Origin of the sequence: Paenibacillus medicaginis, from assembly GCF_042138635.1 — a bacterium.
Taxonomy (GTDB): Bacteria; Bacillota; Bacilli; order Paenibacillales; family Paenibacillaceae; genus Paenibacillus; species Paenibacillus medicaginis.
The window spans coordinates 1-13,879 of sequence record NZ_JBHIRY010000059.1; the positions used below are offsets into that span (position 1 = coordinate 1).

The 13,879-nt window shown below is 46.9% G+C and carries 18 protein-coding genes and 1 pseudogene; 14 read left to right on the top strand and 5 right to left on the bottom strand.

What is annotated here, in order from left to right; all coding sequences use genetic code 11:
• Positions 1-570: 570 nt before the first annotated feature.
• Positions 571-768 (bottom strand): Spo0E family sporulation regulatory protein-aspartic acid phosphatase, encoded by a 198-nt coding sequence (locus tag ACE5LO_RS27160; protein WP_375523038.1) that lies wholly within the window; start codon positions 766-768, stop codon positions 571-573.
• A 236-nt stretch (positions 769-1,004) separates the two neighbouring features.
• On the opposite strand from ACE5LO_RS27160, the gene ACE5LO_RS27165 reads away from it, so the two are divergent.
• Complete coding sequence (locus ACE5LO_RS27165) at positions 1,005-1,334, top strand: helix-turn-helix domain-containing protein (RefSeq protein WP_375523039.1); 330 nt, start codon at positions 1,005-1,007, stop codon at positions 1,332-1,334.
• A gap of 156 nt (positions 1,335-1,490) precedes the next feature.
• On the opposite strand, the gene ACE5LO_RS27170 is transcribed toward ACE5LO_RS27165, so the two are convergent.
• Positions 1,491-1,796 (bottom strand): DUF6809 family protein, encoded by a 306-nt coding sequence (locus ACE5LO_RS27170; RefSeq protein ID WP_375523040.1) that lies wholly within the window; start codon positions 1,794-1,796, stop codon positions 1,491-1,493.
• Between the two features lie 141 nt (positions 1,797-1,937).
• Entirely contained in the window at positions 1,938-2,117 is a 180-nt protein-coding gene (locus tag ACE5LO_RS27175) for a ribbon-helix-helix protein, CopG family (RefSeq protein WP_375523041.1), read from the bottom strand.
• 227 nt (positions 2,118-2,344) lie between these two features.
• On the opposite strand from ACE5LO_RS27175, the gene ACE5LO_RS27180 reads away from it, so the two are divergent.
• The 4 genes from ACE5LO_RS27180 (at position 2,345) to ACE5LO_RS27195 (ending at position 4,546) form a co-directional block, all read left to right on the top strand.
• Positions 2,345-2,842 carry a nucleotidyltransferase family protein gene (locus ACE5LO_RS27180; protein WP_375523042.1) on the top strand — a complete coding sequence of 166 codons (498 nt, stop codon included), beginning with the start codon at positions 2,345-2,347 and terminating at the stop codon, positions 2,840-2,842.
• Positions 2,843-2,883: 41 nt separating this feature from the next.
• Positions 2,884-3,138 (top strand): hypothetical protein, encoded by a 255-nt coding sequence (locus ACE5LO_RS27185; protein ID WP_375523043.1) that lies wholly within the window; start codon positions 2,884-2,886, stop codon positions 3,136-3,138.
• A 223-nt stretch (positions 3,139-3,361) separates the two neighbouring features.
• Complete coding sequence (locus ACE5LO_RS27190; protein ID WP_375358130.1) at positions 3,362-3,562, top strand: type II toxin-antitoxin system MqsA family antitoxin; 201 nt, start codon at positions 3,362-3,364, stop codon at positions 3,560-3,562.
• Between the two features lie 372 nt (positions 3,563-3,934).
• A complete protein-coding gene (locus ACE5LO_RS27195; RefSeq protein WP_375523044.1) occupies positions 3,935-4,546 on the top strand; it encodes a cell filamentation protein Fic in 612 nt (203 codons plus the stop codon).
• A 202-nt stretch (positions 4,547-4,748) separates the two neighbouring features.
• Here the strand turns inward: ACE5LO_RS27195 and ACE5LO_RS27200 are convergent.
• A pseudogene (locus tag ACE5LO_RS27200) lies at positions 4,749-5,420 on the bottom strand (Rpn family recombination-promoting nuclease/putative transposase); the annotation flags it as partial.
• A 189-nt stretch (positions 5,421-5,609) separates the two neighbouring features.
• Between ACE5LO_RS27200 and ACE5LO_RS27205 the strand changes: the two are divergent.
• On the top strand, positions 5,610-6,539 hold the full coding sequence (locus ACE5LO_RS27205; protein ID WP_375523045.1) for a recombinase family protein: 930 nt from the start codon (positions 5,610-5,612) through the stop codon (positions 6,537-6,539).
• Between the two features lie 545 nt (positions 6,540-7,084).
• Here the strand turns inward: ACE5LO_RS27205 and ACE5LO_RS27210 are convergent.
• Positions 7,085-7,192, bottom strand: a complete 108-nt coding sequence (locus tag ACE5LO_RS27210) for a putative holin-like toxin (RefSeq protein ID WP_375523046.1) — start codon at positions 7,190-7,192, stop codon at positions 7,085-7,087.
• 144 nt (positions 7,193-7,336) lie between these two features.
• On the opposite strand from ACE5LO_RS27210, the gene ACE5LO_RS27215 reads away from it, so the two are divergent.
• From ACE5LO_RS27215 to ACE5LO_RS27255, 8 genes are all read left to right on the top strand, one after another.
• Positions 7,337-7,582, top strand: coding sequence for a hypothetical protein (locus ACE5LO_RS27215; RefSeq protein ID WP_375523047.1), 246 nt, complete (start codon positions 7,337-7,339; stop codon positions 7,580-7,582).
• Positions 7,579-7,995, top strand: coding sequence for a type II toxin-antitoxin system VapC family toxin (locus tag ACE5LO_RS27220; RefSeq protein WP_375523048.1), 417 nt, complete (start codon positions 7,579-7,581; stop codon positions 7,993-7,995). Before ACE5LO_RS27215 ends, ACE5LO_RS27220 begins: the two co-directional genes overlap by 4 nt.
• 184 nt (positions 7,996-8,179) lie before the next feature.
• Positions 8,180-8,401, top strand: coding sequence for a hypothetical protein (locus tag ACE5LO_RS27225; RefSeq protein WP_375523049.1), 222 nt, complete (start codon positions 8,180-8,182; stop codon positions 8,399-8,401).
• A gap of 666 nt (positions 8,402-9,067) precedes the next feature.
• Complete coding sequence (locus tag ACE5LO_RS27235; RefSeq protein ID WP_375523051.1) at positions 9,068-9,292, top strand: hypothetical protein; 225 nt, start codon at positions 9,068-9,070, stop codon at positions 9,290-9,292.
• Between the two features lie 70 nt (positions 9,293-9,362).
• Complete coding sequence (locus tag ACE5LO_RS27240) at positions 9,363-9,860, top strand: hypothetical protein (protein WP_375523052.1); 498 nt, start codon at positions 9,363-9,365, stop codon at positions 9,858-9,860.
• A 682-nt stretch (positions 9,861-10,542) separates the two neighbouring features.
• Entirely contained in the window at positions 10,543-12,138 is a 1,596-nt protein-coding gene (locus tag ACE5LO_RS27245) for a recombinase family protein (protein WP_375523053.1), read from the top strand.
• A 258-nt stretch (positions 12,139-12,396) separates the two neighbouring features.
• Positions 12,397-12,855 carry a hypothetical protein gene (locus tag ACE5LO_RS27250; protein WP_375523054.1) on the top strand — a complete coding sequence of 153 codons (459 nt, stop codon included), beginning with the start codon at positions 12,397-12,399 and terminating at the stop codon, positions 12,853-12,855.
• A gap of 144 nt (positions 12,856-12,999) precedes the next feature.
• On the top strand, positions 13,000-13,879 hold an 880-nt coding region (locus ACE5LO_RS27255; protein ID WP_375523055.1), incomplete at its 3' end, for a glycosyltransferase.

Below are 13,879 nucleotides of genomic sequence, written 5' to 3' on the forward strand. Positions count from 1 at the left end.
GGAAAGCCGTATGCGGGAAAACCGCACGTACGGTTTGATGAGGAGGGGTTGGCAAACCCAGCCCTTTACTCTACCAACCGAGAGCCGCGCGAGCATATCCCCCGGACAATTGTACGAAATATCGTTCAAAGTTGGATGCTTCTGAATAACATCTGATAACAACCAGAAAATGAGATATTATTTTCTTGGCTTGTCTGATGGCCGTCGCCAATGATCGACAGAGGCAATGTACAGCGAACGTAACGACAGAATGCATTCGACAGCCCTTCCAGACCGCTGAAACCAAACTAATGTACCTATAGGTGCTGCTTTAGCGGCAAGTGCCATCGTTCAATCGGGTGCATCAGCGCCTATGTAGCCTCCGCCTGGAAACCTCACTGAGCAGCCAGGCGCACCATCCTTCAGTGTATATACAAATCCTGAAGGGCGGCCATTCATGATCCGTTGGATGAAAGACCAATCACGGTAAGAAGTATGTACTACATTGCTGAACACCTGAGTAGACATAGAACAAGCGGGTTTCCTGCATCCATTTCAACCCTTTAATTCATTCTATGGAGGAGTGGCAGATCAAGGTAAGCGAGTGCTAAATTCCATGGTCTGTGTCTTTTCATTTCTCAAGGATACAGTATTTTGGTAAAACTGGTTGATCAGTTGGTCCAGCTCTTGAGATTTTTGTAGCACCTCCGGAGCAAGGAAGCCTTTTTCAACCGCGAGAATCTCCATTTCACATCTTTTCAGCTCGATTTCCTGCTTCAGCTTCTCCATGGTCTTCTCCCTCTCAAAATAGCGTAGATGTACCGGAATGAAAAAAGAACAGCCTGTAGGTGCAAGACTGTTCTTCGCTGATCATTATGGCTGGATCTTCGACTGCCGTTGATTTAATTATACAAAATAGTCCATTAACAGACAATAAAATAATTTAACTGTCCATGTATATACCTGAATTATTTGTCTCCAGTTGTCTACACTTTAGTTAATAAAAGAGACAGTGGAGCGTTGACATGGAGCAAACTTTAACAAGGATTGGCCGTAAAATCCGTCAGTATCGGAAATTGAAAGCATTAACACAGGAACAGCTTGCGGAATTGGTCGGCACGAATTTTTCCTACATCGGCAAAATCGAGCGGGGAGAATATAATGTTAAAATACACACGCTTGAAAAAATAGCGAATGCGCTGGAAGTGAGCTTATCCGCACTGTTATCTGACGGTGACCATAAGGGCATTGAGATGAGCGACGCGGTTCTGGAAGCTGCAGCGCTGCTACAGAACCAGAGCGAGACCGATCAACAGAAGGCGGTTGAAATTCTCAAAATTATGTTCCGTACGTAGCAGGAGCAACAACACCCCTATTGGAAATTCTCCCATTAATGGTGCAACTGTTTATCGCACAAAAATAGCCCGCTCATTACGAGCGGACCGGGTAGTCGATTATTTTCCGAATTTTATTTCCGCATACAGGACAGTCAACAAGTTGTTAGTGTATCATCATGACAAGCCCGCAGTTGCATCCTGAAGCCATTCCTCACGTTTGCTCGAGACTTCGATCATCAAGTTGGCTCCAAGCCTGAATCCATGCAGAAAAGCAGCTTCAACATGCATGCTATTGACGCTGTCACACAGGTCAAAATATTCCTCAAGCTCACGAAATGCTTCTTCACCTAATCGGTCTCGCCATTGTTCCGTCTGTACCACCATTTGTCGGCTTAAGCGTCGGTATTCAGGATGAGACGGCACAATCGCCTCATCGGGATGAAGCTGCCCGCGGTACAAGGCCTCCAGAATCGTTTTCATAGTCATCCTCCCATAAAAGATCATCGCAGCGCTTGAATGAGGTTCCTGCACATGGTAGGATATTTATGCAGTCTGCTTATTCAAGCGGTTGCGTGGTAGGAAGTAGCGAGTATCTTTTCGGGACTCACGCTGCTTCCTTCTTTATTTTTGGAGATCGTCGTAGATCTTCTCAATCCCTTGGCGCACGATATGCGAACGTGACGTATTAAGCTTCTCGGCAGAAGCCTCGAGCTTGCTCATGACTTCCTGATCGATACGTATCTTGATCGTTATGCTTTTGGGATTGTCAGATAGAGGACGCCCCATCTTTTTGGACGACATCGCTTCACCCCACTTATCGGTCCAACAATAATATATTATTGTTGGACCGATAAGTCAATCGAATCATTCAGCCACGCTCTACTTTTTTCGGCAGGTTAACCGAGAAGAATGCTCAACATTCCTTCAGTAGGCATCGCCTGTGTAAGAACCTGGATAGGGTGATATATTAAAGATGAAAGGAGTTAATCGCTGATCATGAATAATATTGATCTATGGGAGGTGCTAAGTTGGCAATATATAAAGTAGATGAATCTGTTGTGAGACAAATTAAAGATTTGCTTAAAAATTATGGTTACACACATCCTTCCGTGTTAGATTTTGAAAAGAATGAAGTATCTGCAAATTTCTCCAGACCTGGCCTCAACACTATAACCAGATTAAAAATTGATGAGATTCCAGCACTGACGCAAGAAGAAATATGTACGGTTAGAAAATTGATTGTAAAACTTTCTGATAAAGTTGATTTAGAACAAGTTGTATTATTTGGTTCCAGAGCTAGAGGCGACTTTAGGGAGGATTCTGATCTCGATCTTATGTTTGTAGGGAAAGATATAGAAGCCTCACCGTTTCGTAAGATCGTTTCTGATACATTGTTTGAGGTTTTGCTTGATGATGATAGTGTACAACACATTTCAGCTGTCACCTCCTTGTTGGGCGAGTGGGATGGCGAACTTTCTTCCCTACAACATAACATCGTGAGGGAGGGGATTATTCTTGATGTTTGAGGGAATTGTACTACTCAGTTTTTTATCTGGTGAATGCTGTTATGGTAAACAGAGGGGTTGCTGGGAATAAGCACACTTTTGTACGTACCTTTGTGAATAAAGTCATGTTCAAAGAAGGACAAGAAATATCAGCGGGTTTAGCACAGATGTATAATAGAGCTTATATGTTGCGTGATTTAGCTGATTATTCTTTCGATGAATCCATACCTGTCACATTCGAAGATGCCATTGAAATTGCTGAGTTTGTCCCCCGGTTTAAGGATGCAGTTCTGAAGATTTTACAGGGCTCTGGCTGAGATGGCACGATGGTCTCATTACAATCAACATAAAGGCTACTTGGAGCAGCTGAATAGAATCCAGAATCCAGAGCGCGGTGCGCGGTGGAAGGCATGTTGATGCAAATGAAGAAAAATGAAGCGGGAGCCATGGAGGATCGAACGGAGGAATTGGCCTATAAGTTAAAGAGAGAATACGCTTTGGAATATTATGTTCTATAATGGGTAAAAGGAGCGTGATACCATGAGCGTTCAGAAATGTGTGGCTTGCGAAAGCGAGGACATGAGAAAAGGCGAAGTCGAAATGCCCTTACCAAAGATAGGGAATGTGAAGGTGCCAGCAACCATCTGTAACCATTGCGGTGAATCTTATATAAACGAACGTGAGATCAGGGTATTGGAAAATGTCATGAAAGCAGTCAAAGAACAAGCAGTAGGAGCCTAATTAGGCTCCTTTTTTTGATATACTGGAATTTATAAGATTTCGGGTAGGAGAGTGCTTCCGCTCTGAAACTGTTTTTGGTACAGTATGCTTGGGAGAATTGAATAGGAAGTACCGTAAGGCATAAGAGTCTACTTTAGGATACATTATCGGCATTGACGCTTTCGAATTCGCTCCCGCTGGTCTGACCTGTCATTCAATACATTGATACGGTTGGTCAGGCGCGGCAACCCCAAGAAATTCGGGTCGGGTGCTTCATCCGCAATTCCCTTTCCGTCAACGCCCAAGGATGCCTCGGCTCTCTTGTATGCTACGGGGCAACGAGCTATAATGATGATAATTCTTGTTGACAAAATCGGGAGAAGGGGTTACGGAATGATGCAAGCCAAATACCACATGACCGTCGAACAAAATATCTTTGTAGCAAAACGTAATATTATCGATTATATATGGAAGAGCGCAAAACTTGAGGGTTTCGCCGTCACCTATCCCGATACGGAAGCTATTTTTAACGGAATCAGCGTTCCGGGCATTAAAGTGGCCGAAGTTGTTGGTGTAAATAATTTGAAGCACGCGTGGCAATTTATACTGGATAATCTTGATTATCCCATTGACCTGAATTATATCTGTAAAATCAACCAACTGGTAGGCGGAGACAATTTGATTGTTCAGGCGGCTCAAATCCGAGAGGAACTTTTGGAAATAACAGCCATTGAAAATCCAACGGATAAAGCCATCACACTCATGCTCTACCTCATGAGAAAGCAAATGTTTCTGGATGGCAACAAGCAGACGCCCATGCTCTCCGGCAATCAAATGCTGATCTCCTCAGGCTGTGGCATCATCTCCATCCCAATTGAACATCAACGTACTTTTACAGGCCTGCTGGTGCAGTATTATGAATCCAACGATGCGACAGAGATAAAGTCCTTCATCTACGATTACTGCATTGATGGAATCCAATTCGACCCCGTTCATGACGCTTAAAGTCCTGTAACACAAAGGAATGTGGAATCTCTTGTACATGCTCTGGGGGCTGAAAATCCTGGTAACAGAAGACGGGGAGAGTACCGGGTTATTAAGCTTAAAAGCCTGCAACAGGTTCTTTCCGTATTGCAGGCTTGGCCTTATCCTGATGGTATAGGGGAGAATCATAGATTCAGATAGTTTGTGCCGTACGGTATGGAAATTATAGGTTGGATTTGAGCGATTGTACCACGGCTTCAGAGAGTCCGCTGGCTTTGGCGATGATGGGGACCTCTATGCCTAAAGCGAGCATATTTCTGGCAATTTCTATGGCTTTCTTTTGTCCTCCTTCGGCCTCCCCCTCAGCCCGTCCCTCAGCCCGTCCCTCAGCCCGTCCCTCAGCCCGGCCTTCAGTCATGCCTTTTCTCGTAGCCCATTCGATCATGGAGGCTTCATCATGCAAGTACTTCTGCCGTTCCTCATAACGTCGGCGTGCCTCCCGGTCCTGGCTGAGAAACTCGAGCGTATCCATGGCTTTTTTCAAGGTGGGTTCATTCATCGTAAGCGCCTCCCAATTCGATTTGTCGGCTCCTTTCAGGAACAACAGCCAATTGACCAGCCCTTCCCCCGTGGGAACAGACTGTTCATCCAGCTTGGACAATTCCACGACGTGCACTTCAATATCATCAATGAGCTCGATTCCAGTATGGTCTTCCCTCAGATGAAACACATTATGATAACGGTCGTTCTTGATGAACGAGAAGTTTAAAATATTGATGGTGACACATTTCTTGAGCTCCGTGTAGGGCTGTCCTTCCTGCAACTGGCTGGAGTAGCGTTTGCCCCAGTAAAAAAGCGTGCGTTTCTCGATGTCGTATTTATTGAACAATTGCATTCGATTGTATCCATGTTTCCTCGCACGCGGAAAATTCATTCCTTGGCGAGATCATGAGACTATTATATCATGAGTGGTGTTTCTCTTATACTGCTGTTCTATGTCATAATCCACAACTCATTTCATAGAGTAGAGTAATACAGCACTCAGACAGAGGTGTGAGTGGGCGATGGGAGTGATGTACACAAGATGGAGGGGAATACCGGAATATTCGGCGCACTCTATCTGCGCATATCACGGTCCAAAGGAGAGAATGAAGACACGCTTCGCAATCACCGTGAGCTGATGGAGGAATTTTGCCGCGAGCATGAATACACCTTTGAGGTGTACGAAGAGATCGTGAGCGGGGGAAAGCATCAGTTGGAGGCCCGCCCTCAGTTACAGAAGCTGCTCCGCAACCTTGGGCGTTACCAGGCCATTTTTGCCGTATCGCTGGACCGCCTGTCCCGCAATGGGCTGATCTCCCAGATCATTAAAAAAGAATGTATTGAGCATGATGTGAAAATCATTACGCCGACGCAAGTCTTTGACCTGGCCGGTTCAGAGGCCTCCCGTACCTTGTATGATATCAGCTCGTTATACGCCTCGATGGAATATGAGATGATCGGCCGCCGCACGAAAATCAATAAAATGCAGCGGGTCCGGCGGGGAGAGCATGTCAGCGGGAGGGCGGCATACGGCTACTGGCGCAACCCGGACACGCGGAAGCTGGAAGTGTACGAGCCTGAGGCTGGAATGGTTCGTTATATTTTCAAGCTGTACCTCAGAGGCATGAGCTGCCGCAAGATTGCCGACAGGCTCAACGGGGATGGCCTCAAAACCCAACAGCTCCACGACTTCCAGCCCACCAACATCCAGCAGATTCTGAGTAATCCGGTGTACAAAGGAACGCTGGTGTTCCGTAATCGCCAGCGAATCAAGAAAGGCCAGGTGTACCGTTACAAGACCTTCGATTTATGCAATTCGCTGGAAGACCGTGTCCTGCATGACCGCAAATATATGAAGGAGAATGGCGAGTATACCTTCAAGGTGGTGGACACCATCATCACGGACGATGCCCATCCGGCCATCATTGCCCCTGACGAATGGGAGCAAGCGAAACGGGAAGTATCTCATTAAACCCTGTGAATATCTGCTGCCGGACAGCGGGGAGAAATGCGGAAATCTGGCATGAGGCTGATATTGCTCGAAGAAGAAGTGCTGCGTAAGCTCCAGGCGCACCGGGAATGGCTGCGGCAAGAACTATTACATATACAGCAGCAAGACGCGCTTCACCTGCTCCCCGGATTCCGGAAGCATCGTGAGCATACCTTTTACAAGCTACTTGAAGGTCTAGGGGCTGAGACACTATACGTTTTTTTATGCAAAATCTCCCGAACGGCAAAAGCGATCAGGAGATTCACAAATTTATACGGTAATACGACCCGCCGGAGTATCACCTAAATCGCCTATGCCTGCACTGGGCATTGGACGCCAGTTATACTTTTACAAGCTACTATTTATACTTGCGTTGGCTTGTGATAAAATCAGGTTAAGAAGTATACACTAAAAAAAGAGTGAAGGATGCGTCGATATCCCTACTGTTGGCAACAGCCGCTTTAAGGGCGGTAGGCCGTTCGAGGGTTGATCAGTGGAAATAGACCGTTATCCTTGCGTGGGGCGGTCTATTTCCGTTGGTTCAGAGCAATCACTATCGTAACGATCACACCAATGAGCGTTATAATTAACGCTCCAAATGCAATCATCAATGACAGTGCTTGAAAAACCTCCATAGCATCACCTCCCTTCCGGGAGACTAGCCGACCGCCGTGCGCCACGAAAGCGAAACGAAGTTATGTATTACAACGCTCCAAAAGTTTGTGTAATCGTATTGAAATTGTTAATGGTCAGGACAATGAGTATTGGAGGTGTTTTATATGGCTAAAAAGATAGACGAGAATGTGGTTCGCCAGATCAGGGAGATTCTCCGGTCAGTCGGTTATAAAAATCCAACTGGGGTTGATTTAGAGAACAAGACCGTTTTTGAAAAATCACAAGAAGAGGAGAAGGATTACTCTCATATAAAAAATCCTGTCTCCAGGATGATCCTGGAGAATGCAGGTATTTTATCTCCCGAACAGGAGAAACGGATGTTAGATTTTATTGAAGGTGATCGTGAATGAGTATTCCGATGAAGAATTCCAATCCTTCTAAAAAGCATCTTGTGGATAGTAATATAGTCATTGGTGCATTGGGCAGTGACCTTAATTGTCGTGCTTTTTTTGCAAATGATTTAGATATGGTATTCTCTGTTATTGTTATTGCGGAGGTTTTGAATGGTGCTGAGAATGCTGGTGTGATAAGAACTATTGAACGTATTATGACTACGGCAGAAATCATACCGCTGACTGCCGAGTTATCGTTTTACGCTGGGAAGTTTCTTAACGAACAAAGGTTACTTGGGAGGCCCTGCAAGACTAATGATGGTGTACTGGTAGCTACTTGCATCCAACATGATCTGATACTTGTGTCTAAAGATAAGCGTCTCTTAAAGTTTGCGGATTATGTTGGGGTAGAGACTGTAGACCTTAATTAGTCTAACTTCATTACCGATATCACAGAGCAGCATGGAAAGGCCATAACAGCCCATACTAATGGCAAGTGTGAGTGTAATTAGACTGGCTTAACTTGGTCAGGTTCCCTGCTATGGAACTGAAACATAACTCTGCTCTAGCTATCATGCCCCACAGCAGGTGCTGGTCAGTGCCTGTAAGCACCGGTTGACCGCCTTGGCCAAGCTGGGCTGGTATTCCGAATTGATCCGGGACAACATGGAGAGTTTTGCCCTCTTTCCCGACTTTACGGAACTGTATCGCCTCAGGACGATTGGCTACGGCTCTCTGGGGGAAATCGACCAGGCCATCGACAGCTTGCGGATCGCGCTGAGTCTCGGGCCGTCCAAGGAGGGGTATCCGGGCATAGCGGGATATGCACGTATATGACATGCCTGGAGATCGGGGAGTATTACAAATGGGCCGGAAATGCGCTGGGAGCGGATTCGGGAGCTTGAGGCTTTGGCACAACAGGGGTCATGTGATCTGAAAAGCCAAGCAAGCCTGCAACAGTTCTTTCGTGTTGTCAGAATCGTTGTCATATATATCCTCCCATACAAGGTCATCGCATCGCTTGAATGAAGTTCCTGCACATGGTAGGATATTTATGCAGTCTGCTTGTTCGAGCGATTGCGTGTTAGGAAGCAGCGGTGCTCTTCTCGGGGCTGACGCTGTTTCCTTCTTTATTATTGGAGATCGTCGTAGATCTTCTCAATCCCTTTGCGCACGATATCCGAACGTGTCATATTCAGCTTCTTAGCAGCAGCATCGAGTGTGCTGATTGTTTCCTGATCGGCACGTATCTCAATCTTTAGGCTTTTGGGATTGTCAGATGGAGGACGCCCCATCATATATTGTTGTGGACCGAAAAATCAATTGAATTATTCAGCCATTCCTTAATTTTTTCGGCAGTTTAATGAGCATATCGTGTCTATACACCGATGGTGGTAAACCATCGGTGCGTTTGCATTACTGGTTAGGAATCAGTCTAAAAGGCTTGTGCGAATCAGGGAATCCTGTACAATAGAGTTATGAACATCAAAGGGGTGAATGAATATGTCAAACGTAATTCCTTTCCCATCAAAGAAGTCGAACAGCGTTGAAGCGAAAGAGACGAGCTCTCTTGAACGTGCGATGGCAGCCATGGAAAATCGCCTTGGCGTATCTATTTGGGACTACCTCCACTTTACCGGTGATCCAGAGAAAACAAGTGACATTGTAGAGCGCAATATGAAATTGGAAACCCTGAGAGAGCGGACCCGTTCCATTTATGGAGAATAAACACTTGTTCTTACAGGGCCGCAGCTCACCTGAGTTGTGGCCCTTAATTTTATACAGGAGCTGACCGTACATGCCAGAATTTGAACGCGGCGATGTTTTTGGTGCCTATGTACCACCGATCAAAGACTCTGTAGAATCTCCACGTCCATCTTACATCCTGGAGGGCTATCACAAATTTGTGATGATGCACGATAGCAGTGATCGGGACTTGCCAGGCAAGTCTGTAGTGGCGCTTCCGATAACCTCCCTGGATAAAGGAACCAGCCGCACCTTCCCGTCATACGTCGATTTGGACAAGGAACGGCACCCCTTTCTGGATCACAAATCATACATAAGCACACACCAACCCGTTCCATTAAGCCGACAATGGTTAGGAGAGATTCTCGTCGGCAAGATACATCCGGATAAAATGCTTGAAGTGGATCTGCAGATGATACGCACCGTAGGATTGGAGCGGACTTTGCATGGCTTAATTGCCCACAAGCTCAAAGAGCAACTGCAGGAATTTGAACGTGGAATGGATCAAGCAGCCTCCGCGCGGGAACACCCGAGAGAGCCTGAACGGTAGAAGTTCTACTATTGGCGTTCCAGCAGTTAATTTTCAGACAACTGCTGTTAATGTAGTAAAGCTGGCTTAACCTGAATAGCATCGGCTTCCTGGGAGTCAATGGCAGGGGCTTGATGATGAACTGAATAACGGGAGTGATGTTATTTCACTAGCCCCTAATCAGTTCTATCAGGTTAGCTACGCTGTTCAGGCTGCAAACTCTACAGGTCAAATAACAGCGGGTCTTCAAGGGGTTGCTGGTAGTGTTACTACGATCAGAGCTGCTGCAAATCAATTTGTAACTTTAACTAATACAGTACTTGTAGATAGCAATGTAAATCCTAACTTAAGATTGTTTGCCGGAGGTACCACTAGTACATCGATTGGAGCCGCACAAGTAAGTGTGGTTAAAGTGCAATAAAGCCATTGTAAATGAAGCTGGCTTAAGTGAGTTGGCATGTGCTGATATCTTGGTGCTCCGGTACTAATCTGACGAAAGCGAGGATTCTCCTTCTTCACAAGTCGGGGATGAATCGCTTTTTTTTCTCTTGAATGAAGTGGGGAGGCAGCGTATCGATGAGCATGAAAGCTTAAATATCAGATGCCGTATTATATGCAGGACTTTCATTGGTTTACGTTTATGTGTAACCGTGAGATGTGAGACGTAGACATAGAACGTAAACGTAAGACATAGAATGTCAACGTGGAGCAGGACAAGCTTGAAAATCGGGCTCTGGGGGTGAGCAGTATAGAGGAGAATACCGGAATATTCGGCGCACTCTACCTGCGCATATCACGGTCCAAAGGAGAGAATGAAGACACACTTCAGAATCACCGTGAGCTGATGGCGGAATTTTGCCGCGAGCATGATTACACCTTTGAGGTGTACGAAGAAATCGTGAGCGGGGGAAAGCATCAGTTGGAGGCCCGCCCTCAGTTACAGAAGCTGCTCCGCAACCTTGGGCGTTACCAGGCCATTTTTGCCGTATCGCTGGACCGCCTGTCCCGCAATGGGCTGATCTCCCAGATCATTAAAAAAGAATGTATTGAGCATGATGTGAAAATCATTACGCCGACGCAAACCTTCGACCTGGCGGGTTCAGAGGCCTCCCGTCATTTGTATGATATTAGCTCCCTATACGCCTCGATGGAGTATGAGATGATCGGCCGCCGGACGAAAGTCAATAAAATGCAGCGGGCCCGGCGGGGAGAGCATGTCAGCGGGAGGGCGGCATACGGCTACTGGCGCAACCCGGACACGCGGAAGCTGGAAGTGTACGAGCCTGAGGCTGGAATGGTTCGTTACATATTCAGGCTGTACCTCCAAGGCCTCAGCTGCCGCAAGATTGCCGACAGGCTGAACAGGGATGGCCTCAAAACCCAACAGCTCCACGACTTCCAGCCCACCAACATCCAGCAGATTCTGAGTAATCCGGTGTACAAAGGAACGCTGGTGTTCCGTAATCGCAAGCGAATCAAGAAAGGCCAGGTGTACCGTTACAAGATCGTGGAGACGATCGTCACGGAAGATGCTCATCCCGCGATCATTCCGACAGAAGAGTGGGAACGAGTGAATTGGGATAAAATGGATCGGGGGGGGGCGACCACTCTCACCCGCGAGAGGCCGGCCGACAAAATCGGAGACACCCTGCTGAAGGATCTGCTGTTTTGCGGGATTTGCGGGAGAAAGCTCAAGGTTCAGAAAAATCAGCAGGGAACTTTGATCGTTAAAGCTTGCGCAAACAGGCTGCCAGACCATAGTAAAGCGAGATGCGCCAACCAGGGAATAAGGCTGCAAATTCTTGAACATGAAGTGCTGACCGAGATTCATAGATACCAAGGGCAACGGGTGGCTGAGCTACTGCAGCAGCAAGGGAGGACAAGCACCCTGACGGATTTACACGAACGTCTGATGCTGATCGAACAGCAGCTGCGGGAGAATGAAAAGGAGCAAACGGAGCTCATAGGGCCCGCGTTGGCCAGGAAATTGCCGTACAAGCAACTAAAGAAAGTACATACCCGAGTGAAACAACATCCTGTATTGCAGAAGGCCAGAGACAAGATCCGAAAGCAAATCCGGGACATCGCAACGCTCCCCCCACTGGATAGTAAGACACACCGCATGGGATCATTTGAGACATTCCAATCCCTTCCGGTCGGGCAGCGAAACGAGATCCTGAAGCAAGTGATCCAACGCATCCACTATGTGCGAATCATGCCAGAGGAAATCCGGAAACAGTCCACCAGGAGCCCGGAACGTCAAACCTACCCTTTCCGCTATACCATTGAATATGCTTAAGATCCTTGGTTCAGGGTCTAACCAGTCCACACCGGCAGGGACACTTGTGAATTTAAGTAACATTACGCCACTCTTCAGACGGTTAATGCACTCCTGAAGACTGTGTTCTCGTTTGTGCGTTTTCGATACGTTCGCGGCTGCTGGAAAGAACGAAAGTGCGCACTTCTCTTGATTTTATTAGTAATCATTACAGAGTACTTGTAGATTGACGTCCCGACAGGCGCAACAGGCGTCACAGGTGTGACCGGAGTGACAGGCATGACTGGTGCTACGGGGATGACAGGCCCTACCGCTCCGGCCGTGACGGCGAATTATCTGCAAGATACTGCGGCTCCATTTGCTACGAATAGTGCCACTGCAGTTACACTACCACTCACAAATGTTGTACAGAATGGTACAGCGATTACACAGAATGCAAACGGCACAATTCACCTGGCTCCTAACCAGACGTACTCTGTGGACTATAATGTTACTGCTATGGTTCCTCCAGGTAGTAATGGTGGGGCAAGCATGACCTTTAATGGTGGTCTTATACCCGGTACTCCTTCTACATTTAGCAACCCCACCGGGGCGCTTACTTTTCGAGCTAATTTATCAGCAGGTGCCATCATTGAATCGGGGGCATCAGGTGGTGATTTGGTACTGAAAGTCAACTCTTCTAATTTCGGAACGTCTACGTTTGATTTCACATCGGTTAACGTAATTAAAATAGCTTAACCTAAAAAGCATCAGCTCCCCATCGGGTCAAGGTGAGAAACCTGATGGAGACAACTACGCCGCCCTTCAGAGATCCAACCAGCTCTTGGAGGGTGGCCGTGCCTGTAAGAATCTATTGCCCCGAAGAGGGGAGAACTTGGGATCATGAATTTCAGTAAGAGGTGGGATATGGAAGAGCCCAGTATCTCGTTATGCATGATTGTGAAGAATGAAGAAGAATATCTTCCGAAATGCCTTGGCAGTGTTCAGGGGATGGTGGATGAGATCATTATTGTGGATACTGGCTCAACGGATGAAACGGTGGCGATTGCCAAGTCGTTTGGAGCCAAAGTCATACAAATGCCATGGCAGGACAGCTTTGCTGATGCCCGCAATCGCGGGTTCGAGGAAGCAAAAGGAGACTGGATCCTCTGGTTGGATGCCGATGAAGAGATGAATGTGGATGAGGCCGACAAACTCAAAGAATTACTTTCTCGGGATACCATCCGTGAGCAGAAGATCGAGGGTATTGAATTAGCATTCTGTCATCACATGGAATGGGGCGGGGTGGAGTATGTTCATCTGCTCCGAATGGTGCGGAATCGGCCGGAATACCGCTTTGAAGGGCGGATTCATGAGCAGATTTTACCCGGTATGTTGAGATGTAATCCTGGTCTGCAACTCGGTCAGGTGGATATTCTCGTCCATCATTACGGATATCTGCTCAAGAATATAGATGCTCAGGATAAAAAACGCCGCAATCGGACGCTGCTTCAGCAAGTCATGGCAGAGAGTCCGGAAAATCCGGAATACTTTTATTATTGGGGCATTGAGCTGCTCAGAACGAATGATCTGGAGGGAGCCCTGGGCAGCATGAAGGTGTTTTTGAACAGGGCGTCTAGCAACATAGGAAAGGGCATACTGACCAGTGCGCACAAATACAGGCTGATGGTATTGAAGGATCTGGAACGTTATCACGACTTGATCCGGGACAGCAAGGAGAGCATTGCTCTATTTCCAAGGTTTACGGATTTGTATCATTTAA